Raw genomic sequence first — 24,251 nt, forward strand, 5'->3', positions numbered from 1 at the left:
GTTGTGCTTACGATTCCACAATCAGAGTAACAGGACCATCATTTAGCAGACGCACGTCCATCATTGCTCCAAAGCGTCCTGTTTCCACCTGGAGCCCTTTTTCACGCAGCTTGGCGTTAAACAGCTCGTACAGCGGTTCAGCCTGCTCTGGTCGTGCGGCAGCCATGAAATTGGGTCTTCTGCCCTTTCTACAATCACCATACAGCGTAAATTGGGATACAGACAAAATTTGACCACCCTTGTCTAAAACAGAGAAGTTCATTTTGCCTTCCTCGTCTTCAAAAATACGCAGGTTCGCAATTTTGTCTGCGACAAATTCTACCTCTTTTTCTGTGTCTTCATGCGTAATTCCTACCAGCAGCATTAAGCCGTGATCAATTTGTCCGACGATCTCTCCTGCTACGGTCACACTCGCTTCTCTCGTTCTTTGTACGACAACCCTCACACTGACTCATCCTTCCTGTTATGTAAACAAGAACACCCAATCCACGAGGGATCAGGTGCTCAGTATCCGGCGAACCGAATAAATATCTTTGATGCGCTTGATACGCTCTACTACTTTCAACAAATGATCCACATTGCTAATCGAGATGGTCATATGAATCGTTGCTACTCGATTTTTATCGGACTTGCCACTGACAGCCGCAATGTTCGTCTTTGTCTCTGCCACAACCTGCAATACATCGTTTAACAATCCGCTCCGATCATTGCCCGTGATCTCGATCTCTACATGGAAATTATGTTTGAAATCGGTATCCCATTCGACATCAATCAGACGCTCTGTACATTCGTCAGTCAGTACGTTCGGACAGTCCAGTCGATGCACCGATACCCCACGACCTCTTGTAATGAAACCAATAATCTGGTCGCCTGGGACAGGTGTACAACAACGAGAAATACGAACGAGCAAATTATCCAAGCCACGGACTTTGACGCCAGACTCACTCTTGGCAGAACGATTTGCTAAATTCGGTTTGACCTCAGGAATAGTCGGGTTTTGTTCTTCGCGCTCCCGACGGAGTTTATCAAGGAGACGAGTCGCAATTTGCGAAGCCGTAATGCCGCCATAGCCGACTGCGGCAAACATGTCTTCTGCGCCTTGGAAATTAAACCGGGCTGCCGCTTCCTTCAGGTTTGTTTCCGTCATCGCTTCTTTTACATCAAAGCTGCGCGACTTGATCTCCGCTTCCACCATTTGCTGACCCTTGGCGACGTTCTCTTCCCGCTTCTCTTTTTTAAACCACTGTTTAATCTTATTGCGAGCATGCGCGGATTTGGCCATCTTTAGCCAGTCCTGACTTGGACCGTACGAATGCTTAGAGGTCAGGATTTCGACAATATCGCCTGTTTTCATCGCATAGTCGAGCGGTACAATCTTGCCGTTCACTTTAGCACCAATTGTTCTGTTTCCTACCGCAGAGTGAATCCGGTAGGAGAAGTCCAGTGGTACAGAGCCTTTTGGTAGCTCAACTACATCGCCTTTTGGCGTGAAGACGAAAACCGTATCGGAGAAAAGATCCTGCTTGAGACTTTCCATGAACTCTTGCGCGTTCGGAGCTTCTTCCGATCCACCTTCGATAATCTCCCGCAGACTACCCAGCTTTTCTGCAAAAGAGCCTTGCACGATGCTTTTGCCTTCCTTGTACGCCCAGTGAGCCGCGATCCCGATCTCTGCTGTCTGATGCATATCCCACGTGCGGATTTGCACTTCCAATGGCTCACCTTTTGGCCCAATCACTGTAGTATGAAGTGATTGGTACATATTCGTCTTTGGCATGGCAATGTAATCTTTGAATCTGCCTGGCATCGGCTTCCACAGGGTGTGCACGATACCGAGAACCGCATAACAATCGCGGATGTCATTCACAATGATCCGCAACGCAAGCAGGTCATAAATCTCGTTGAACTGCTTATTTTGTCTCGTCATCTTTTTAAAGATGCTGTAGATATGCTTTGGACGTCCCGAAATTTCTGCCTCGATGTTTAACTCGCCCAGCTTTTCTCTGATCGTATCCGATGCTTCATTCAGATAGGCTTCGCGCTCCACCCGTTTCTTTTGCATCAAATTCACAATCCGATAATACTGTTGCGGATTCAAATATCGAAGCGCCGTATCTTCCAGCTCCCATTTGACGGAAGCGATCCCCAAGCGATGAGCAAGTGGCGCAAAGATTTCCAGCGTTTCATCGGAAATCTCGCGTTGCTTCTCCTCGGACATGTGCCGAAGTGTCCTCATGTTGTGCAGACGGTCTGCCAGCTTAATCATGATGACGCGGATGTCCTGTGCCATGGCAACCAGCATCTTGCGGTGGTTTTCGGCGAGCTGCTCTTCCTTGGACTTGTATTTAATTTTTTCCAGCTTGGTCACTCCATCTACCAGGAGAGCTACATCCGGTCCGAACTGTTCACGGAGATGATCAAGCGTAATCTCAGTATCTTCCACGACATCATGCAAAAATCCAGCCGCAATCGTAACGGCATCCATGTGCAGGTTTGCGAGAATCCCCGCCACGGCGATTGGGTGCATAATGTAAGGAACGCCTGATTTGCGTATTTGCCCTTCATGCGCTTTTTCGGCAAGCTGATAGGCACGTGTAATCAGGTCCATATCCGATTGTGATAAATAGGTGCTTGCTTTTTTTACTATCTCATCAATGCCGGTAATCATAGTTCCCTTCCCTTATCCTCTCAGTAAAATAACCTCGTTCGAGGCCTTCTCACGGAGGAGCGACCGCATTATAGCGGAAAGTTTCACCGAAGTATTGCCGGAAGCAGACGCTGAGGCACTTCGTGATGCGCTCCGGAAAGTTTAAGCCTGGACGTATTTCGCACTGTGAAGCACTTGAACTTTCCTATACGTCTAGAAAACTTGGGCGTTGCCAAGTCTTTTGGCGCAGGCGAAGGCTTACTTGCACGTGTCATGTCTGTCTATTTCATACTATTATCTTGTATGTCGTTCGTCTTGTAAAGCTGAATTCCCCTGTAAAGTATGTGCAGCCGCAGAAAAAAGAAAAAAACGGGCATTTCACCCGTTTTTCCTTATTTCATCAATTAATATTGAACGAGCGATTTGATAGGAATTTCACCTATTTTGCTACGTCCATCCAAGTAGGACAGTTCAATGAAGAAGGCAGCTCCTACTACTTTGCCTCCAAGTTGCTCAATCAAATTGATTGTTGTCTCAATGGTTCCACCTGTCGCCAGCAAATCGTCTGCAATCAGGACACGCTGACCTGGTTGGATCGCATCTACGTGTACAGCGAGTGCATCTTTTCCATACTCCAGGTCGTAATCCGCTTTGATGGATTCATATGGCAGCTTGCCAGACTTGCGGATTGGTATAAAGCCAATTCCCATTTCGTACGACAATGGCGCACCTACTACGAATCCACGAGCTTCTGGACCCGCAATCACGTCTGCTTGTACTTCACGAGCGAAGACAGCCAAGTCTTGAATCGCAGCTTTGTAAGCAGGGCCATCCTTCAACAGAGTAGTGATGTCCTTGAAACGAATACCTGGCTGTGGAAAATCTGGGATAACACGAATGTATTGTTTAAAATCCATGAAAAATTCCTCCTAAACAGTGGTTGGTTCCACCAATTGATGAAGCGCTTGAATCATTGCATCAGAAGAAGAAAGTAATAAATCCGTAGCAAGCTGTGCCTCTTCCTTCCAATTCGCGTAGAGTACAGAGCTCTCGAGCGGCCTTTTCGCAGTGTTGGCCTGCAGCGTGTACTGCTCGTCCTCCTCTACTAAAAACTCCAGCTCCATAAAAATGGCAATCATGCCGTCCAATAGATTTCTTTTCCATTGCAGCTTTCTGGCCAATGCATCCATATGGATTTTTTTAACAGTTGGCACCTGAACAAAAAACTGGTACAACTGTTTAAAATGATCCCGGCCCGGACAGGAAAGCCGCTCCATTCCTAAATCCGGATCACCGAACAAACAGTATATGCGCTCCGCTTGTTTGAGCAAGACACGAACCACTTCCAATTCGGAACGACGCGTCGGCAAATCATACAAAATCACGTTGGAAGAGGCTGTGATGTTCGTCCCCTCTCGACCAACCACGAACAAGAAATTCACCTGATCGCTTGTCGCTTTCGCTACCAATGGCTCATAGCTATCCTCGCGAAACAGAATGGTCACCGAATTGGACTCCGTCATCACTTGCTGCCATTTCTCTATCTTGTCACGACTGCCTCGCCAGTCAAACACTTGCTGGTGTCCAACAGACAAATCACGGATCGTCAGCTGAGGCTTTCGATTTCCGTTCCATTCGTTTACAGACAATTCTCCCAATACGTGAAAACGTGCCTTGGGCGTTACTCTCTTTGTTACATGTGCCCAGTTGAAGCCAATGGCATCCAAAGAGGTTCCCGCTTTGTTCAATGTACACTTTAAATGATTGTCATCTCGCCCAATGGTGCGCATCCCTTGTGTTTCTACTTCTTCTAACAAAACGAGCGGTGTTGGATTCCCCATGCCATATGGGGCGAGCTGTTCGAGTTGCTCCGCTGCGGTCAAGCTAATCTCTTCCATACTCATCGCCACGTCCACTTTGGTCATCGGCGTGAAGTCTTCATCGGACAACCACTCTCCGGCGAGCTCGTTTAATTTTTGACGTAATAAGTCGAGATTTTCTACAGGCAAGGTCATCCCCGCTGCCATCGTATGACCCCCATAGTGCGGTAGCCATTCCTTGCAAGCAGTCAGACCTTCATACATATCAAAACCTGCAATGCTTCGTGCCGAGCCTTTTGCCGTTCCTTTTTCCGGATCAATGCCAAGCACAATCGTTGGACGATAAAAAAGCTCGACCAATCGGGAAGCTACGATCCCTACCACGCCCACGTTCCAGCCTTCTTTAGCCAGGACGAGAACATTGTTCTGGTCTGGCGGATACAGCTCATTCACCATCTGTACAGCTTCCTCAGTCATCGCTGCGACGATTTCCTGACGTTCGCGGTTTAAGTCGTCCAGCGCCTGGGCACATTTCTCTGCTTCGTCCATATCCGAAGTCGTCAGCAGTTTCACGGCGGATTCAGCCGTCTCCAGCCTTCCACTCGCATTCAGACGCGGTCCGAGCGCAAAGCCTACATGTCCCGCAGACAGCTCGGTATCGGCCAACCCACAAACTCGGATTAAGGCTTGCAGACCAAGATTCCTTGTATGATTTAAGCGCTTTAATCCCGCTCGAGCAAGAATGCGATTTTCATCTACCAACGGCACCAGATCCGCTATCGTCCCCAATGCAGCCAAATCTGCCAAATGCAGAGGCGGCTCCTTCAGCAAGGCATGCCCCACTTTAAAGGCGACTCCCACTCCCGCCAACATATCAAACGGGTATGAACAACCAGGCTTCTTGGGGTTGATCACAGCAAATGCCTCCGGGATGACTGCCGGAGGTTCGTGATGGTCGGTTACAATGACGTCAAGACCCAACTGGTTCGCGTACGCTACCTGCTCCACTGCACTGATCCCTGTATCGACAGTAATGATCAGCTTATAGCCGCTATGATGCAGATGCGCCAATGCGTCTTTATGTAACCCATACCCTTCTGTAAAACGGTTGGGAATGTAGTAGTCAAAAACAGCGCCGAGTTGGCGCAGTAGATGTACCATTAGCGATGTGGAGCTAACCCCATCGGCGTCGTAATCGCCGTATATGCAAATCGGTTCTTGCCTTTGAATGGCTTGTTGAATGCGATGCACGCTTTGTTCCATTCCATCCAGCAAGAAAGGGTCATGAAACAATTCTGGACCGGCTTGCAAAAAATCACGAGCCTTTTGTGATGTGTCAATGCCACGTATCACCAATAACTTGGATACGAGCGGAGTAAGCTGGCAATCTGCGGCAATACTAGCAGCTAGCTGCTCATCATAGGTGGCCAGTTTCCAGCGTGTTTTCGCTTTCAGCATGGGCTTTCCTCCAATCCTCATTCATTATAGTAGATGGAGCAGGAAGCTGACAACTGCATAAAACATACCGTTTTATGCAAAACTCTCATGCGGCTTCAAACTGTGGCAAATACAGAAACAGAAAATAGAAAAACCGCAGGGTTTACCTGCGGTTTCGTCCACATTTACACTACTTCTTTTTTCTTTTTCATATTCCGTTCTTTCAGATTCACCCATACTTGGGCTGCAATAAAGATAGAGGAATACGTACCACTCACCAGACCGAACAGCAGGGCCAAGGAGAAGTTCTGAATGCTCTCGCTTCCCAAAACAGCAAGGGCAAGAGCTGTGAAGAATACAGTCGCTACCGTGTATACAGAACGGCGCATGGTTTGCCACAGTGACACGTTCACCAGATGTTCCAGTTCAGGAATTGTCTTGGATTTCATTGTTCTCAAGTTCTCCCGAATCCGGTCAAAAATAACGATTTTATCGTTAATCGAGTAACCCAAGATCGTCAGAAGCGCGGCGATAAAGGTAATGTCTACCTCCAACCCGAGGATAGAGAACAACGCAATCGGAATAAACACGTCATGCGCAAGCCCTACGACACATGCAATACCGAACAGCCATTGGAAGCGGATCGCGATGTAGATGGCAATTCCCACAGCAGCAATCGCAACCGCAATCGCTGCTTTTTGCACCATCTCTTGCGCAATACTCGGATCAACCGACGAAACCTGTTTACTAACTTGCTCACCATATTTTGCTTTGAGCGCATTTTCCACTTTCATCAGCGTGTCGGATGAGATGGTTTGATCAAAACGAGTATAGGCCTGACTTAGATCTGTTCCATACGGAATGACCTTGCTGAAATTCACATCAGGAACCTCTTTCTTGATCACTGCTTCTACATCTGCCGGATTGAATGTTTTTCCAATGAAAAGATCCAAGCGAGTTCCTGCCTTGAAGTCAACGCCAAGGTGAAGCCCTTGAAATAGCGTAAACAGAAGGCCGATGATAATAATCACAGAGGAAGCGATGAAAAACTTCCTGCGATTTTTCACGATGTCAAATCTGATTACAGTATGGTCTTTATCATAGCTCACGGATCTCACTCTCCTTTACCCCGAACCAGAACGGCTTTTTAAACATGTTGGAACGGACAACCAGCCAGAGGAGGAAGCGGGACCCAAACACGTTGGTAATGATACTTACGATAATCGTCATCGCCAATACAACAGCGAAGCCTTGCACGGAGCTCGTCCCGAAGAAAAATAGAACGCCCGTTGCAATCAGTGTCGTCACGTGAGCATCGATAATCGTAATCAAGGAACGGCGTTCACCTGCACGGAAGGCAGAGAGGACCGTCTTGCCAGAACGAATTTCTTCCTGGATGCGCTCATATGTAATGATGTTAGCATCTACGGCAATCCCCACGGCCAAAATAAATCCAGCAATACCTGGCAGCGTCAGCGTTGCATGCATCCAGTCGAGTACGACCATACAAAAATAGGTAAATCCAGCCAAGGTAATGTTCGCAATCATACCTGGCATACGGTAAACAACTAGCATGAAAATAAAGATCAGCGCAGCCCCGATATACCCTGCATACAAGGTTTTCTCCAGAGCCAGAGTTCCCAAGGAAGCACCCACGGAGGTAACTTGCTTCTCAACCAGTTTGGCTGGCATCGCACCGGAATTCAGCAGATCAGCCAATTCCTGTGCCGATTCCTGTGTGTAATTTCCGGTAATTTGCGCGCTACCACCAGTAATGACAGATTGAATGGTCGGATTGGTTTGCATCGTCTCATCCAAAAAGATCGCCATTGGCTTGTGCAGGTTTGCACGTGTGGCGTCTTCTAGCTTCTTCGGGTCAGAGAATTTCAGGGTAACGAGCGGGCGTTTCAGCTCGTCGTAACCAACTGCTGCCCCGTTTGGAGCCAAGTCACTTCCTTGCAACATAACCTTGCCATTTTCATCACGGAATGTCAGATGAGCAGGCTTCCCGATCAACTCGCGAAGCTTGTCCTGATCCGCTGATTGTGATGCGATTTGAACACGAATCCGGTTTGGCAATTCGGCTGTGGTGACTGGCTCAGCCACACCACCGATGTTAATCCGTCTTTCAATCATGTGAGCTGTTGATTTCAAAAGCTCGATATCAACTTTGTGCCCAGCCTCGATAGGCTCTACCTCATACAGAATCTCAAACCCGCCCTGCAGGTCCAGACCGAGTGTGATGTTTCCTGCCACCTGCTTGGTCGTAGTTGCTACAAGCGTAGCCAAAAGCCCTACAACGACCAGAAACAGGAGGAATCTTCCCCATTTAACCATAGTAGTAATACCCCTCTTTCCTAACAGGGTCCCGTCCTAGACGAGAAACCAATATGCCCATTATAACGAAGTACAAAAAAACGTGTCAATTATTGCTGGAAATGTGAACCATGGTAACCAACCCCTTGCGTTTTTCGCGACATGTACGTATACGAAGAGGGCGGTCGGAAGTTTCTATAAAATCCCTAAGAATTTTTGTACATTTGAATCATGAGGTAATTCATGTACTTGTTAGGCTTCAAGGACAAAATGTCGTTGACAAGCTGGTGTATCGGTGGCACTTCTTTATAGCCGTTCGTGACGCATTCCCAAACGTCTTCAGGTGCAACATTATCGTACCCCAAGAAAGCAAATTCCTCTGCCTTGCTTGCACAAAGACTGGCAACTTGCCCATACCATTCCTGTTTTTGCGCTTGGTCCATCCCAATTTCCCCCTCAAAGTAGTCATGCCGACAGCGGCACGTCCATATTCTTTACTGAGTGAATTTATCCTTGCAAAGGAGCCTTCCATGAAACAATCCTTCTTTTACGGAACGGTCATCCTCATAATTGCTGGTGGCATCACCAAAGTGTTTGGCTTTGCTCACAGGATCGTGTTGTCGCGCATTATCGGAGCGGAAGGAATGGGGCTTTATCAGATGGTTGTGCCCCTTTTATACTTTCTGATTACTGTGACGACATTCGGACTTCCGGTTGCCATTGCAAAACAAGTGGCAGAGACGGAAGCAGCTAATAATCCGCGGCTGACTCGCCGGTTCTTGTTACTAGCCTTGTCGGTCGCCGGCGGGATTAGCCTCTTCATTTGCGTCCTGCTCCTCTTGTTCTCTCAATGGATTTCCGGAATGCTATTCGCGGACTCTCGTGCACACATTGTTCTGCTTGCAGCCATTCCGGTCATCCCGATTTCCGGCATTTCTCTTGTCCTGCGAGGATACTTCCAAGGCAAGCAAAACATGATCCCTACTGCCGTCTCTCAACTTGTGGAGCAAGTCGTCCGAATGGCACTGGTCGTTGTCATGACGATGTCTTTTCTCTCGGCAGGCATTGAGTACGCCACAGCAGGGGCTGTCGCCAGCATTATTTTTGGGGAAGCCGCCGGACTCGTGTACATTCTCTGGCAGTATAGAAAAGGCAGCAAAAAAGCAGCAGCCGAGCTTCTGGATAAGCCTCTTCTCATGACGGTTTCAGCAAGCAAAAAGAGCTTGTCGCAACTCATCCATGTCGCACTCCCTGTCACGCTTAGCCGCGTCATTGGCTCCATTGCTTACGTGCTAGAGCCGATGATCGTACCGTACGCACTCGTCATAGCAGGCTTTACCACCTCGACTGCTACTGGTTTGTACGGACAGTTTGCCGGGATGGCCGTTCCTTTGGTGCTTTTCCCCACTTTTTTAACGTATTCCTTGTCCGTTTCCCTCGTTCCTGCCGTGGCGGAAGCGGCCTATCAAAAAAACGCTCCACTCGTGCATCGCCGCATTTATCAAGCCATGCGGATTACACTCGTCATTGGAGCACCTTGTACCGTCTTGCTCACTATTTTTGCAGAACCTTTATGTGTCCTGCTCTACGGCAGTGAGTATCGGGAGGTTGGCGTGCTACTAAAAGAGCTGGCACCATTCTCCGTCTTCCTGTTTTTTCAAGCACCGCTTGCCGCCGCCTTGCAAGGACTCGATTACGCTCAGGTCGTCTTTCGAAATACGCTGATCAGTGCCATCATCAAAACTGTCGCCATGTTTTTTTTCACGGCACATCCAGCATTCGGCATTCACGGCGCTGTCATTGCCCTGAATATCGGCATTACCCTTGGGACATTATTGCATTTTGCCAGCCTGATCAAAAAAATTGGTTTTACGGTCGACCTTCGGGAATTCGGCAAAATCGCGGTCGCCATGCTGCTCATGGGTTATTCCGGTTCCTACATTGCCAAGCACTGGTTTACGGACATTTCGATTGGACAGCTATTGACTGCAAGCACCTTCATTAGCACTTTGCTATACGTTATCCTGCTCGTTGCCATGCGCGTCTTGGGTAAGCAAGACGTGCGTCGCATTCCGTGGATTGGCGAACAACTCGCTGTGTTCTTCCCTCGCCGCTAGTAACTTATTGCAGCGGCTTGTCTTTTTTGTCCAAATACATGATGCCACGTTCGTCAATGCTGCAAAAAGAAACTTCTCGAATGTCTTTGATTCCGTATTTCCGGATTTCTCGTTTCAGCCAAAGCTGGTTTTGTCCAATCTTGTTCAATGCCTCCGTTCTCACCTTGCCATCGAGAATCAGTGGGATGGGCAGACCTTTGTACGAGACAGGACCGACCTGTGGCTTCTGCATCAACGCGAGATCTTCCCTCGTGACCTTATCTTTTTGCTCCTTTAAAAACACACTCATTTGTCCGGTTGGCTCCAACAACGCAAACTCAACATCGGCAATGCTTTTTACGTCTTTTTGTCGCAGATGTACCATCAAATCATCCATGTTCAAGCGATTGCGACGCATCGCCTGCTCCCTGATTTGCCCATTTTCTATAATCAAATCGGCAGAGCCGTCCACTGTATCGCGGAATTTCTTGCTCTTTAAAGACAAATAAGCAAAGGCGACTTCCAATAAGGCAATCAACAGCATCGGCAAATAAAACCGAAGGGCAGGCTTATCGACATCCTCAATTGCCAGTGCAGCCATTTCTGCAAGCATGATCGAGATGACCACATCAAAAACGGACAGCTTTCCCAATTCCCGCTTTCCCATCAACCGCACTAAAATCAGGAGGAAAAAATACGAGAAAAGGGTGCGAAGTAACACCATTGTAAGATTTTCCACTTACGCTGCCCCCCAAAGAACATTTGATACTAGTGTTCAACAGGGGGCAGGGAAAGTATTAGCACCAATTACAGCCACTTTCGCTTGCGGAAAATATGAAGCATGGTAAACGTCATGCCTAACATAATCACGAGTGCCACGATCAGCATATACGGTTCTGCTTCTTCACCTAGCCATGCGAAAGTATTCATCCCGAATAGTCCGGTGATAAATGTCAACGGAAGGATGATTGTGGAGATGATGGTAAGAACACGCATCGTCTCCGTTGTTTTGGCGCTAATGATGGTGTAGTACGTATCCAAAGCACCGTTCACCAGATCACGGAAGGTTTCCGTAGAATCCGAAATCCTTTCCAAGTGGTCTGTTAGGTCGGTGTAGAACGGAACGTTTTCCTCGGAAATGTCGAAGGAGTAACGGCCGTTGACGTTCGCGAAAATTCTTTTTTGCGGCATGATCACACGCCTGATTAAAATAATCGTTCGCTTCAACGCCAGGAACTCTTCGGTAATTTCCTCCATCTGATGTTCATAAATCTCGTCCTCCAGCTCGTCAATCCGCACACTAATCCGATCAATAATGGGAAAGTATTCATCGGTAATCCCGTCTACAATGGCATACAGCAAATAGTCAGGACCTCTGTTCAAGTAAGAAATGTTGCGGTGACACATGGCAGCGATCCGACCAATGGTATTCATCGGAGACTTGTGGATCGTCACGATGTAGTTAGGGCCGAGAAAAACGTTCAGTTCTACCGTTGTGATCTCGTCATCACTTTCTTCATTGTAACGCAGGGCGTGAAAAACGAAGAAATAGTAGTCATCGTACTTGTCTACCTTGGCACGCGGACTGACGTGCAGGCAGTCCTCAATTGCCAGCGGGTGAAAGTCGAAAATCTTGGCAATATAGGGCAGTTCATTGTTTCCCACATCATACAGATCGATCCAGAGCAAATCCTCTGGTGATTTCAACCATTGATCTTTGGTTGCCAGATCAACGTCGTGAAACATCTTCTGTTCAGAGTGGTTATAAAAGTACGTTTTAATCAATCTTCCTCACCCCCGTCTCGTTCCCCATCCATCATACGAAAATTCCTATCAATGTTCAACGCGAAGATGAATACGTGAGCCAAGCCTCTCATATAGATGTACAAACACTTCCAATTAAGGGGGTACATACCGTGCGAAGTGCATCCACCTCTGTACTGACCGGTCTATTGTATACGACATGTCTTGTTTTAATTGGAGCGTTGCTCGCAACCCTGCTCCTTAGCTTTACCTCGATACGTGAAGGTACGCTGCCCTATTTTACGTACGTGATCAATGCCATCGCCCTCTTGATCGGGGGATTCGTTACTGGACGTCGTTGCGGCGGCAGAGGCTGGTACTACGGCGGACTTACCGGACTCACTTACTTTCTCTTCATCCTCTTGATCGGCTTCCTAGGCTTCAACGCCCCGATGCAATGGGGAACCTTCCTGTTCTTGTTCGGTGCTTTTGGAGTGGCTGCATTAGGTGGGATTCTCGGCGTGAATTCGGCCAATTCCAACAACAAGCATAAAGGCGGTAAACCTAAAGTTATCAAGCCTCGCCGCTAAAACAAGACAGAAAAAAGCAGGTGGATCACCCACCTGCTTTTCGCATGTATTATTTGGATTCTTCTTTTGCTACTTCGCTCTTCGCTGTTTCACTCTTTACAGGTTCGTTACTGGTAGAAACAGCGTTGTTGATCGCGCCACGATCAAAAGTAACGTTTACGTTGTGAGCAATACGCAACGTAACAGTATCATCAGACAGTTCTTGGATCGTTCCATGCACTCCACCGATTGTTACGATCTTGTCGCCTTTTTTCAGAGCAGCAAGCATTGCGTTGCGTTGTTTTGCCTTCTTTTGTTGCGGACGAATCAGCAAGAAGTAAAAAATCGCAAACATGATGATAATCGGTACAAACTGAGTCCAGCCTTCCATGAAAAAAATCCCCCTCGATTAAAAAGATCTACCTTCACCCAATCCATATTGAGCGAAAAACTGGTCGCGGAAATCTTGCAAGCGGTCTTCGGCAATCGCCTGACGCACCTGTTCCATTAACTTTACCAAGAAGTACAGGTTATGGTAGGTAGTTAATCGGATGCCAAAGGTTTCCTCCGACTTGACCAGATGTCGGATGTAAGCACGTGTGTAATTTTTGCAGGTGTAGCAATCGCAATTTGGATCAAGCGGAGTAAAGTCGCGCGCGTATTTTGCATTGCGGATGACCAGTCTTCCTTGGCTTGTCATGCATGTCCCATTGCGTGCGATTCTTGTTGGCAACACACAATCAAACATGTCGATGCCGCGGATCGCTCCATCGATAAGAGCATCTGGTGAACCAACCCCCATCAAATAGCGGGCCTTGCTTGTCGGAAGCAGTGGAACGGTATGCTCCAGCACTTCGTACATCAAAGGAAACGGTTCCCCCACGCTCAAACCACCGATCGCGTATCCTGGGAAATCCATGGAAACGAGATCACGTGCACTTTGTGCGCGTAGATCGTTGTACATTCCACCTTGAACGATTCCAAACAGCGCTTGCTCGTTTGGACGAGTATGCGCCTTCAGGCAACGCTCCGCCCAGCGGGTTGTACGCTCCATTGATTTTTTTACGTAATCGTACTCCGCAGGATAAGGAGCACACTCATCGAATGCCATGAAAATATCGGCACCCAACGCGTTTTGAATCTGTGTCGCCTCTTCAGGACCAATAAACAGCTTTTCTCCGTTTAGGTGGGAACGGAAGGATACTCCTTCCTCCGTGATCTTGCGGAGGTTACTAAGGCTAAATACTTGAAAACCGCCGGAATCAGTCAGAATGGCACGGTCCCAATTCATAAAGCCGTGCAGTCCACCTGCCTCGCGAACAATTTCATGCCCTGGACGAAGAAACAAATGGTACGTATTACTAAGGATGATGCCCGCACCAATCGCTTTTAACTCCTCGGGGCTCATCGTCTTTACTGTCGCTTGTGTACCGACAGGCATAAAGACAGGGGTGTCAATCGTCCCATGAGGTGTATGTAGCTTACCGAGACGTGCACCAGTTTGCTTGCATGTTTTGATTAACTCGTAGCGTACAGCCAAATCTTTGCACTCCTCAAGCTATGTATGTAAGTCTTACCTATTATAGAAAAACTTCCGAGTGAAGTAAACCCACCTGACTAATAAGTATACACTTATACAGGTGGGTTGTTCACATTTTTATAAAATGAACATCGCATCGCCAAAACTGAAGAAGCGATACTCCTCTTCCACAGCCATTTTGTAGGCACGCATCACATTCTCTTTTCCAGCCAAAGCACTCACTAGCATGACGAGCGTAGACTTGGGCAAGTGGAAGTTTGTCAGTAGCCCGTCTAGGATGGAAAACGTGTAGCCCGGATAAATGAAAATATCCGTCCAACCAGAGGTTGCCACCAGCTTTCCTCCATTCGCGCGCCCTACTGTCTCCAATGTGCGGCAGGATGTCGTCCCGACAGCGATTACTCTTCTGCCTTCTGCTTTTGCCTGGTTCACCAGCTCTACTGTTTCCTCGGGAATCTCATAGTATTCCGCGTGCATGACATGCTCTTCCACGGAATCTGCTGATACAGGGCGAAAAGTCCCAAGTCCCACATGCAGGGTCACGTAAGCCAGCTGTACGCCTTTGGCAGCAATTTGCTCCAAGTAGGGCTTCGTGAAATGAAGCCCGGCTGTCGGAGCTGCTGCCGAGCCGCGCTCCTTCGCATAAACTGTCTGGTAACGCTCACTGTCCTCCAGTTGTGCGTGAATATACGGAGGCAAAGGCATCGAGCCTAATTGGTCGAGAATCTCATAAAAGATTCCCTCGTACAAAAAGCGCACGATTCGTCCACCCGTCTCTGTCACGTCTTCACAAACACAGCGCAAAAGACCGTTACCAAAAACCACTTCTGTCCCCGGCTTCATCCGCTTCCCAGGCTTCACTAGTGTCTCCCAACGATCGTCACCAAGTGATTTCAACAAAAGGATTTCTATTTTCGCACCAGTCTCCGCCTTTTCACCTATCAATCTGGCAGGCAAAACGCGGCTGTCATTCATGACGAGTACGTCCCCTGCTTGGAGGTGATCGATTAAATTGGTAAATTGCTGATGAACGATATTGCCTGTTTGTTTCTCTAACACGAGCAATCTCGATGAAGTTCTGTCTTCTAGCGGGTGCTGGGCAATCAAATGCTCCGGCAAATCAAAATCAAATTGTTGCACGTCCACGAAATCGTTACTCCTTTTTGCGGTAGATCTTGTGGCAAACGACTTACTTTTCGATTGTCACATCCTGGTAGTAGTGTTGCAAGATATCTTTGTAGTCATACCCTTCCTCTGCCATTGCACGAGCTCCGTATTGCGAAACACCAAGTCCGTGCCCAAAGCCAGTACCACGGAAGATGAATTGCGAACCATTGATTTTTTCCACTTCAAACTTCGTGCTGCGAAGAGGGGAGCCACCTTGTTGAAAAACAGAACGGAATGCATCCGGTGAAGAAACGACAATTGGTTTCCCGTTTGCTTCCATCGCGATCACACGTCCAGATGGACCGCGTCCTGTCACTTTCAGGCTCGTTACGTTTCCTGAAATGCGTGGAGCTTTGTTCTTGTCATGTGCGGCATTAATCATGGCTGCGATCTCTGTAGAGGTAAAGGGACCGCGCGTCCACGAATACGCATTTTCTTCTTTTACTTCTGAGAGGATCGTTACCTCTGCACCAGTAGGGAGTACGGACAATACCCGATTCGTCGTTGTACTTGGACCTGAGCGCAGATTGGTATTTTCAGTCGAAATGACCGCTATTCTTTTTCCCGCTGAATTGTTCTGGCCTGTTTCGGTCACCAGATCATTTCTTACATAGCCGAGCGTTCCATCTGCTAAAGCCACGCGATACCATACACTTGCATTGTCCATTGGATACGTGTCTTTACTCTCGACAGATCGTAAATAAGGAACCGGGTTGCCCCATACTTCTGTGCCGTCCGCTGTCATACCGCCTGCATTGGAATAGAAGAGCGACTCGGCTGGCTTGCCTTGGTAGTAAATGACTTCGCCTTCTGTCTCGTCGACGGCCTCACGCACATCATCAGACTCTTTTGTATAGCCATAATACGCCTGTTCGAAAACTGTATCTGACACGTTGGCAACCCCATACTTATTGCCTTGCCACACAGCACGAGTTCTCGACAGGACCGCCTGCGTTTTCAATGCTTCCATCGGCCAGCCTGGAGCCATTTCAGAGCCAACGACTCCATACAGATACTCTTCCATAGGAAGCTCATTTACTAGTGTCAAGTGACCATTGTATTCCGACAGCTCTAGCTCACCGCGATATGTGCGCTGCTCTCGTTCCACAACGCCAATCACTGATTCATTGCCTGCTTTATTCGCTTCAACTGTCAGCTTTACTTGAGGGGAGAATACATACTTCCAAATCACTTCATCTGGTGATCCGTATACATCCTGCTTCAATATAACATAAGATTGGCTATCTGGCTCCTGATAGGAGAAAGAAGGGAATGCGGCATTAGCTCTTCGTTTCAATTCTTTCACGGCATCAGGGCTAACCTCGTCACCGATCCAAACCGCATATTTGACTTTATCCCCATCTGATACCATCACGGGATAAGCAGGAATACCAGCTGCTTCAAATGACGCTTGCCATTCTTGCGCTTCCTTTAAGCTTTTGAATTTACCCGCTTCGAGTCGATGCGGACCTTTTACCAGCGGATTCTGTCCGATTGCTTGGGCAACTGTTTTTGCCTGATTCGCTGCAGCTTGATACGTGTCATACGTTCCGCTCACAACCTGATAGACGGTCTGACCGTTACGCTTTGCCACCTGGATTGAGCCCTCGTATTTTCGTTGGCTCATTTGCTGTGCAATCTGCTGTGCGCGATTCCAGTCACCTGTTTCGGCAACGATCAGATGATATTCATCAACCCGGTAACGAGCTGCATCTCCCTTTAAATCGGGTAAATCTGTCTTGCCTTCGGGTCCGTTGAGCACAACTTCCATTCCATTTTCAGCCGTTAGCGTAACGGAAGGAACTACTCCCCGATAGCCTTGTCCTGTATCCACAAATAGCGCAACTCTGATATTGTCGCCGGCTGCCTGCGCTGGTACTTGTCCTCCTACGAGAACTACTGATAGCAGGCCCACCGAAAGGACTTTCCCCATCCATTTCTTTCTCATGTCGTCCATTGTCCTTTCTCCACCTGATTTTCAACAAAAATTGGCATGTCTTCCCATGTTTTTCGACAATAGCAGGCTAATCTCCTGCCTTTTTCGTAAAATGGGACCAAACGCCCGCACGCAAAAAAACCACCGGAACGATGAGCTCCGATGGCCTTCACACTTCCCTATTTAAACAGCCGGAATAAATACATACCAAGAGACAGGACGATGCTAATTACAATACAAGTTACAATCGGAAAGTAGAACTTGACGTTTTCCTTTTCTACCACGATATCTCCTGGCAAGCGCCCCAGCGGCAAAAATCTGCCTCCTACCTGCCACAAAAGACCAATTACGATTAAAGCAGCACCACCAATAATGAGTAGCTTGGCTACAGGATTCACGATTTCATCTCCCGACCAAAGTGTTGGTATGCACTCGGAGTAAGAACCCGCCCCCGCGGCGTCCGCTGCATAAAGCCAATCTGCATGAGGTATGGCTCGCAAACATCTTCCACCGTTTGTGACTCTTCTCCGATTGTTGCTGCGATCGTATCCAGTCCAACCGGTCCACCGTCAAAACGATCAATAATCGCCAGCAATAGTTTGTGGTCGATATGATCGAGACCGCAAGCATCCACTTGCAATCTTTCCAGCGCTTCTTTGGCAATCTCTGTCGTAATGACACCTTCGCCTTTTACCTGGGCAAAATCGCGAACCCGCTTCAGCAAACGATTTGCCACCCGGGGTGTTCCACGTGAACGTCTGGCAATCTCTTCTGCTCCGCCTTCGCGAATGACGACCTGCAGGATGTCGGCTGCACGCGAAACGATAAAGGTCAGTTCCGGGACTGTATAAAACTCCAGGCGATTTACAACTCCAAAGCGATCTCGAAGCGGCGCGGAAAGCATTCCAGCCCGCGTCGTAGCCCCCACCAGTGTAAATGGTGGCAAATCCAAACGGACACTGCGAGCGCTTGGCCCTTTACCGATTATGATGTCCAGCGCAAAATCCTCCATTGCTGGATACAAAACTTCCTCGACACTACGGTTGAGCCTGTGAATCTCGTCAATAAACAGGACATCGCCTTCTTGGAGATTGGTCAAAATCGCTGCCAAATCACCGGGACGCTCAATCGCCGGACCAGACGTCGTTCGGATATTCACACCCAGCTCATTTGCAATAATTTGCGACAGCGTCGTCTTCCCCAGACCAGGCGGACCGTACAGCAGTACGTGGTCCAACGACTCTTTCCGCATTTTGGCTGCTTCAATAAAGATTTTCAAGTTTTCCTTCACATGCTGCTGGCCGATGTATTCGTTTAAATAGCGAGGACGGAGGCTCAACTCCGCCGCATCTTCTTCCCAATTCATATGCGTCGTGATGATCCGAGAATCCAAAATCCTACCCCCTCATGAGCAACGCAAGCCCTTGTTTGATGAGCTTTTCTACACCATCGCCCTCTTTTGATTTCTCAGACAGCGTGTTTCTGATTTTTTGCAGTTCACCATCAGAGTAACCCAGTGCAGTCAACGCATCGAGTGCTTCGTTCAGTGCAGACACAGCTTTCTCGCCTGCTGTCAAATCACCCGCTGCAACAGTCAAAATCGCAGATGGGGTGTACCCTACCAATTTATCCTTCAAATCGAGAATAATGCGCTGGGCCGTCTTTTTCCCAATCCCCGGAAATTTCGTCAAATAGGTAACATTCTCCTGTTGAACCGCCATCACCAGCTGCTCAGGCGTCGCCGCAGCCAGAATAGCCAATCCGCCCTTTGGACCAATTCCGCTAACATCAAGCAGCTTGCGGAACAAATCGCGTTCATCACGGGTAGCGAAGCCATACAGCAGGATGGCATCTTCGCGCACATGGTGATGGGTAAACAATTTGGTTTTGTTGCCTTCATACCGAACGAATTGGTACGGGTTTGGGCAAAACAGTCGATAACCAATCCCGCCCGTTTCGATGACTATGTATTCCGAATCGAGATAACTAAGTGTACCTTCTACAAAATCAATCATTTCTGAACCCCTTCCGAAATGGAAATGAACGCGCGAAACTGTGCGTGCGTAATGGCAATGCCCAATGCGTCCGCCACGTCGTCAGGCTTTGGTACTTCTTTTAACCGCAATAGGAGCTTCGTCATTTCCTGTATTTGCTTCTTCTCTGCTCCCCCGTACCCAGTCACGGCTTGCTTGACCTGCATCGGGGTATATTCATAGACCGGCACACCAGCCAGCTCTGCTGCAAGTATAATAACCCCTCGCGCTTGACCAACTGTAAAGGCTGTCGTCACGTTTTTATTAAAGAAAAGCTTTTCGACGGACATTTCATCAGGACGATATGTTTCCAGAAGGCTCTGCATTGCCTCAAAAATCTGTTTCAATCTAAGCGGTACTGGCAATCCTGCTTCTGTCTGAATGCTTCCATATTGGACGGGACGCAATTGGCTGCCCTCTTTATCCACAACCCCGAAGCCAACAATCGCAATGCCAGGGTCAATTCCTAAAATGCGCATAGTCCACTCTCCGTGAGCAAAGATTCTACTCTCTACTGTAACACAAAGCACCCAAAAAGCGAACGTGTATTTCCATTTTATATCGAAGTTCACCACCTTATAAAAAAAACCCGCTCCCTATAAAAGGAACGGGTTATACGGCGTCGTCTATTAGTGTTTGTTCATTCCGAGTGAATCCGACACATCATGCTGCAAGTGGGCATATTCGTCTACGCCACTCTGCATGTGCTCTTTGATCTTGTTGATCTGTTGGTAATTGAGCTTGTTGTGCCCCTGGTTCAACTGGACGTACAAACGCTGATGGAACTGGTCTTTGTAGCTACCTCTAGGCATGGTAGACATGGTCTAAAGACTCCTCCTTCGATCACCGTATGAAATCAGTATGGCGTAAGCGCAATGGCGTTATGATACCAAGATTTACGTCACATGACCCAGATATCTAATTGAAATGATAAGCAGTGGAGGTGTTGGTTATTGCGAAGCAAAGTCCTTATTTTTTGTATATGCCTTTTCGTAATCGCATTGGCAATGCCACACTCTGCATTTGCTGAGGTCAAGAGTGACATCACGGTCACCGTTTCGGTGTCACCCGTGTCCTCCTTCCAAACGACCATGGCCTTCCGTGATCAAAAGCAATTTACGAAGCGGCTATTGGGCTCTACTACCCAAGTCGCCTCCTACAACCCGCACTGGATACGAGCTACACTGACCATAAAAAAACGAACGTATGTATATGATCACGATGGCCAGCTTTATGAAAAAGAAATGCCTCGCCGTTATGTGTTGGCAAACGATGCTCGCCAGCGGATCGAAGAAATGGTCAAGTCTGTAGAGGCTGTCCATTTTGCACAAGCCCTACCCTGGGAACAGGTGAAAAAAACGTTGAAACGGATGGAATTCGGTACCGTGATTGATTTAGAGACTGGACAACGTTTTGATGTGCAGCGTAGAGCAGGTAGTCGCCATGCCGATGTTCAACCGTTGACGCGCAAGGATACACAGATCATGAAGAACATTTATCAAGGGAAATGGTCGTGGAAGCGCAGAGCCATTCTGGTAGAGGTAGACGGTACTTATTTTGCAGCATCCATGCACGGAATGCCTCATGGCGCTGGTGCGATTAAAGGAAATGAATTCCCGGGGCATTTTTGTATCCACTTTTTTGGCAGCTCCACCCATCGACGCACAGAGCCTGATCCTAGTCACAGTATGATGATTCTCAAAGCCTCTGGAGCACTGGCGACTACAATGAAAGGGGCTTCTCCTGAAGAGCTGGTCGGCTATTTCCTCACGGCTCTGCATGAGCACGACACTCATGCGATGCGAATGACAACGGACGGATTCTCACTTCCAGAAGGGCTGTCTTCGATTGAATCTGTACGAACGTCAGAAATCGTCATCCCGTCAGACGAACGTGGCCCCCTTTTGATAGAAGTTCCTGTTCGGCTCACGTATACCGCTGAGGAAGGCGTAAATTTTCGAAGGACATGGAAGTTTCTTTTGCGCCGCGAAGTCCCGGGGGAACGCTGGCAAATCATTGCGGTTGAACTGAATCCATAGCAATGGAAACAAAAATCCCTTTCCTGTCCAATACGTGCTTGTTACACGAAAGGCTCGAAAGGGATTGCTTTTAGGTCTACCCGTATTCATTGTCCGCTCCATTGGTATTCGCCATAGGTGGACAATACACTGTTATACTCTGCCAAATTCCGAATGCGAATCCCCCGTTTCAGATTCTCCCATTCCTCTTTTGGCAGACTCGCTTCCATTTTTGCAGTATCGATTCGATAAAAGGTTTGCACGACATCTTGTTCAGCAGGCAGACCATGAAACAGGGCAAGCATTCCGTCCGCTGCTATTCCGATATGTCCATTCTCCTTGCACACTGGCGCTATATCCTGCTCTCGCTTCATCAAGATCATCTTCACAGGCTCAGCTTGTACAATTTCCCATCCATTGTAATCGCCCATGACGTCTGCCAGTTGATTGGTACGAACTGATACATGTTCTTCATCTCGCACCCCACATAAATAATGGCGTGCTAAAACCAACTCGTACGACGCACCCGCGACTACATTTGCTTCACCTGTATGGTTCAGTAAGCGCGCAAGACCTGAATCGTTTCCCTCCTTACTCACTAACAGGATACCAACTACGACGCCTGTGGCTAATGCTACACCCCACGTCGCGTAAACCATCCATCTTTTCTTCTCAGTCACATAGAACCCCTTCTTTATAGGCTTTTCTTCCTATCATTGCCACAAAAAAATAGGGGCATACACGACCAAAGAGGGATTGACGTTATGTTTTTTTATTTTTGTCAATACAAAAAATTAATATACTATTTCATCTAGCTATCTATCCAGCCTTCGAATCTAATGATAAACTATTTTTGCTTGGCATTATTGTAAACTTATGGAGGTAATTTCAAACATGAAAAAAACGAACAAAAAAATGCTGACTGCTTTTCTCCTCAGCACTTCTTTGGTTGTTGGCGCACTCTCTTTTCCTCTTACTCCAGTAAGCGCGCAAACAGATTCTGTCATTAAGCTCCGCCTGTTGGAAACGACAGATATCCACACCAATATCGTTAACTATGATTACTATCAAGACAAAAACACAGACGAGTTTGGCCTCGCAAAAACTGCGACATTGGTCAAAAAAGCAAGAGCAGAAGTGAAAAACAGCCTTCTGATCGACAACGGTGACTTGTTGCAAGGAAACCCATTGGGTGACTACGTGGCAAAAATTGACCAGTTAAAAGGTGGAAATATTCACCCTGCTTACAAAGCAATGAACCAGATGGACTATGATGTTGCCAATATCGGTAACCACGAGTTCAACTTTGGTTTGGAGTTCTTGGAGACCAGCTTGAAGGGTGCGAAATTCCCTTACATAAACTCTAACGTCTATGTAGACGACAAGGACAAAAACCCTGACAATGACAAAAACATGTTCACTCCTTATGAAATCCTGGAGCGTACTTTTAAAGATGAGAACGGCAAAGATGTAAAACTCAAAGTAGGCGTAATCGGTTTTGTTCCTCCACAAATTATGCAGTGGGACAAGGCTAACCTGGAAGGAAAAGTAATCGCGAAGGACATCGTAGAAACCGCCAACAAATTCGTACCTGAAATGAAGAAAAAAGGGGCGGACATCATCATCGCAGTCCCTCACTCCGGAATTGGCCCTATCGAGGGTGGTCCTCAATTGGAGAACGCTAGCTTCCAACTGAGCAAAGTAGATGGTATCGACGCGATCTTGTTCGGACACTCCCACTCCGTATTCCCTGGCCCTGGATACGATAAAATTCCAGGCATTGATGCAGAAAAAGGAACGTTCAACGGTAAACCTGCCGTTATGCCTGGCTTCTGGGGTAACCACCTCGGCCAGATCGACCTGACGCTGAAACAAGAAAAAGGAAAATGGAAAGTGGCTGAGTCCGTTACAAAAGTAGTTCCGATCTATGACAAAGCGAACAAAGCATCCTTGGCTGATGCAGACAAAGCTATCGTAGAGGCAGTAAAAGTAGATCACGATAAAACAGTTGAATGGGTTCGTTCTGCTGTAGGGAAAACATCTTCCCCGATCTTCAGCTACTTTGCACTCGTGCAAGATGACCCATCTATCCAAATTGTAACCAATGCACAAAAATGGTTCGTTGAGAAAAACGTGAAGGGTACAGAGTACGATGGCATTCCAGTTCTGTCTGCTGGTGCACCATTTAAAGCAGGCGGCCGCAACGGAGTAAGCTACTACTCCAATATCCCAGCTGGTACAATCGCCATCAAAAACGTATCTGACCTGTACATCTACCCGAACACATTGAAAGCGGTTCTGGTTGATGGGGCTACGGTGAAAGAATGGTTGGAGCGCTCCGCTGGACAGTTCAACCAAATCGATGTAAAGAAAGCAGATGAGCAACCACTTATCAACGAGTCTTTCCCAACGTACAACTATGATGTAATCGACGGCGTTACTTATCAAATCGATGTGACACAGCCATCCAAATACGCAGTAGATGGAAAAGTAGCAAACAAAGATGCAAACCGCATCAAAAACCTCTCTTATAACGGTAAACCAGTAAAACCTGAAGACAAATTCATCGTCGTAACCAACAACTACCGTGCAAGCGGCGGCGGTGCGTTCCCAGGTCTAGATGGTAAAAACATCGTAATCGATTCTCCAGATGAAAACCGTCAAATCGTAATCGATTACATCCTGAACCAAAAAAATATCGACCCAGCAGCAGACAACAACTGGTCTTTTGCTCCAGTAGATGCCAAGTTGAACGTTACATTCACTTCTTCTCCTGACGCGAAACCATTTGCTGAAAAATTGTCCAACATCAAGTTCATCAACGTATTGGAATCTGGGTTTGCGAAATTCTCTATTGATTTGTCCAAGCCTGCTTCCAAGTAAGCTTGTCACCAACACAAACATCCCTCTTTCGAGAGGGATGTTTTAT

23 protein-coding genes are annotated in these 24,251 nt (G+C 47.6%); 4 read left to right on the forward strand and 19 right to left on the reverse strand.

The features are described from left to right. Positions 1–7: 7 nt before the first annotated feature. The 7 genes from dtd to E8L90_RS13555 all read right to left on the reverse strand — a co-directional run bounded on the left by dtd (position 8) and on the right by E8L90_RS13555 (position 8,663). A complete protein-coding gene (gene dtd, locus E8L90_RS13525; RefSeq protein WP_047072750.1) occupies positions 8–445 on the reverse strand; it encodes a D-aminoacyl-tRNA deacylase in 438 nt (145 codons plus the stop codon). 51 nt (positions 446–496) lie between these two features. Next, entirely contained in the window at positions 497–2,668 is a 2,172-nt protein-coding gene (locus E8L90_RS13530; protein ID WP_137029841.1) for a RelA/SpoT family protein, read from the reverse strand. Between the two features lie 383 nt (positions 2,669–3,051). Continuing rightward, the gene (locus E8L90_RS13535) at positions 3,052–3,564 is read right to left on the reverse strand and encodes an adenine phosphoribosyltransferase (RefSeq protein ID WP_137029842.1); all 513 of its coding nucleotides are present in this window, start codon (positions 3,562–3,564) and stop codon (positions 3,052–3,054) included. 12 nt (positions 3,565–3,576) lie between these two features. Then, positions 3,577–5,925, reverse strand: coding sequence for a single-stranded-DNA-specific exonuclease RecJ (gene recJ, locus E8L90_RS13540; RefSeq protein ID WP_137029843.1), 2,349 nt, complete (start codon positions 5,923–5,925; stop codon positions 3,577–3,579). Positions 5,926–6,089: 164 nt separating this feature from the next. Next, entirely contained in the window at positions 6,090–7,013 is a 924-nt protein-coding gene (gene secF / locus E8L90_RS13545; protein WP_137029844.1) for a protein translocase subunit SecF, read from the reverse strand. Further along, positions 7,003–8,241: a protein translocase subunit SecD gene (gene secD, locus E8L90_RS13550; protein ID WP_137029845.1), complete on the reverse strand. Its 1,239-nt coding sequence runs from the start codon at positions 8,239–8,241 to the stop codon at positions 7,003–7,005. Before secD ends, secF begins: the two co-directional genes overlap by 11 nt. A 185-nt stretch (positions 8,242–8,426) precedes the next feature. Beyond that, entirely contained in the window at positions 8,427–8,663 is a 237-nt protein-coding gene (locus E8L90_RS13555; protein ID WP_137029846.1) for a post-transcriptional regulator, read from the reverse strand. A gap of 87 nt (positions 8,664–8,750) precedes the next feature. Between E8L90_RS13555 and spoVB the strand changes: the two genes are divergently transcribed. Then, positions 8,751–10,337 (forward strand): stage V sporulation protein B, encoded by a 1,587-nt coding sequence (gene spoVB / locus E8L90_RS13560; protein ID WP_137029847.1) that lies wholly within the window; start codon positions 8,751–8,753, stop codon positions 10,335–10,337. Positions 10,338–10,341: 4 nt separating this feature from the next. Here the strand turns inward: spoVB and E8L90_RS13565 are convergent, their stop codons facing one another. Together E8L90_RS13565 and corA are read right to left on the reverse strand one after the other, a co-directional pair. Continuing rightward, the gene (locus E8L90_RS13565) at positions 10,342–11,055 is read right to left on the reverse strand and encodes a DUF421 domain-containing protein (RefSeq protein WP_137029848.1); all 714 of its coding nucleotides are present in this window, start codon (positions 11,053–11,055) and stop codon (positions 10,342–10,344) included. Positions 11,056–11,123: 68 nt separating this feature from the next. Further along, a complete protein-coding gene (gene corA / locus E8L90_RS13570; RefSeq protein WP_137029849.1) occupies positions 11,124–12,101 on the reverse strand; it encodes a magnesium/cobalt transporter CorA in 978 nt (325 codons plus the stop codon). Between the two features lie 131 nt (positions 12,102–12,232). On the opposite strand from corA, the gene E8L90_RS13575 reads away from it, so the two are divergent. Continuing rightward, entirely contained in the window at positions 12,233–12,649 is a 417-nt protein-coding gene (locus E8L90_RS13575; RefSeq protein ID WP_137029850.1) for a TIGR04086 family membrane protein, read from the forward strand. A 49-nt stretch (positions 12,650–12,698) separates the two neighbouring features. Here E8L90_RS13575 and yajC read toward each other — a convergent pair whose 3' ends face one another. From yajC to E8L90_RS13620, 9 genes are all read right to left on the reverse strand, one after another. After that, complete coding sequence (gene yajC, locus E8L90_RS13580) at positions 12,699–13,019, reverse strand: preprotein translocase subunit YajC (protein WP_137029851.1); 321 nt, start codon at positions 13,017–13,019, stop codon at positions 12,699–12,701. Positions 13,020–13,037: 18 nt separating this feature from the next. Next, complete coding sequence (tgt, locus tag E8L90_RS13585) at positions 13,038–14,168, reverse strand: tRNA guanosine(34) transglycosylase Tgt (protein ID WP_137029852.1); 1,131 nt, start codon at positions 14,166–14,168, stop codon at positions 13,038–13,040. Between the two features lie 117 nt (positions 14,169–14,285). Further along, entirely contained in the window at positions 14,286–15,314 is a 1,029-nt protein-coding gene (queA, locus tag E8L90_RS13590; protein ID WP_137029853.1) for a tRNA preQ1(34) S-adenosylmethionine ribosyltransferase-isomerase QueA, read from the reverse strand. A gap of 43 nt (positions 15,315–15,357) precedes the next feature. Further along, complete coding sequence (locus E8L90_RS13595) at positions 15,358–17,292, reverse strand: SpoIID/LytB domain-containing protein (RefSeq protein WP_137029854.1); 1,935 nt, start codon at positions 17,290–17,292, stop codon at positions 15,358–15,360. Between the two features lie 158 nt (positions 17,293–17,450). Further along, positions 17,451–17,669, reverse strand: a complete 219-nt coding sequence (locus E8L90_RS13600) for a DUF2905 domain-containing protein (protein WP_012685583.1) — start codon at positions 17,667–17,669, stop codon at positions 17,451–17,453. Then, positions 17,666–18,664, reverse strand: coding sequence for a Holliday junction branch migration DNA helicase RuvB (gene ruvB, locus E8L90_RS13605; protein ID WP_012685582.1), 999 nt, complete (start codon positions 18,662–18,664; stop codon positions 17,666–17,668). Before ruvB ends, E8L90_RS13600 begins: the two co-directional genes overlap by 4 nt. Before the next feature lie 4 nt (positions 18,665–18,668). Next, the gene (gene ruvA, locus E8L90_RS13610; RefSeq protein ID WP_137029855.1) at positions 18,669–19,286 is read right to left on the reverse strand and encodes a Holliday junction branch migration protein RuvA; all 618 of its coding nucleotides are present in this window, start codon (positions 19,284–19,286) and stop codon (positions 18,669–18,671) included. Next, positions 19,283–19,783 (reverse strand): crossover junction endodeoxyribonuclease RuvC, encoded by a 501-nt coding sequence (gene ruvC / locus E8L90_RS13615; RefSeq protein ID WP_007724528.1) that lies wholly within the window; start codon positions 19,781–19,783, stop codon positions 19,283–19,285. The genes ruvA and ruvC overlap by 4 nt, the downstream gene beginning before the upstream one ends. A 150-nt stretch (positions 19,784–19,933) precedes the next feature. Continuing rightward, positions 19,934–20,125 (reverse strand): hypothetical protein, encoded by a 192-nt coding sequence (locus E8L90_RS13620; RefSeq protein WP_017247563.1) that lies wholly within the window; start codon positions 20,123–20,125, stop codon positions 19,934–19,936. Positions 20,126–20,257: 132 nt separating this feature from the next. On the opposite strand from E8L90_RS13620, the gene E8L90_RS13625 reads away from it, so the two are divergent. Continuing rightward, complete coding sequence (locus E8L90_RS13625) at positions 20,258–21,343, forward strand: hypothetical protein (protein ID WP_137029856.1); 1,086 nt, start codon at positions 20,258–20,260, stop codon at positions 21,341–21,343. Positions 21,344–21,429: 86 nt separating this feature from the next. Here E8L90_RS13625 and E8L90_RS13630 read toward each other — a convergent pair whose 3' ends face one another. Beyond that, entirely contained in the window at positions 21,430–22,002 is a 573-nt protein-coding gene (locus E8L90_RS13630) for a BofC C-terminal domain-containing protein (RefSeq protein WP_137029857.1), read from the reverse strand. A 214-nt stretch (positions 22,003–22,216) separates the two neighbouring features. Here E8L90_RS13630 and E8L90_RS13635 point away from each other — a divergent pair, with 214 nt between their 5' ends. Beyond that, a complete protein-coding gene (locus E8L90_RS13635) occupies positions 22,217–24,205 on the forward strand; it encodes a bifunctional 2',3'-cyclic-nucleotide 2'-phosphodiesterase/3'-nucleotidase (protein WP_137029858.1) in 1,989 nt (662 codons plus the stop codon). Positions 24,206–24,251: the final 46 nt, after the last annotated feature.

Source organism: Brevibacillus antibioticus (assembly GCF_005217615.1).
Taxonomy (GTDB): Bacteria; Bacillota; Bacilli; order Brevibacillales; family Brevibacillaceae; genus Brevibacillus; species Brevibacillus antibioticus.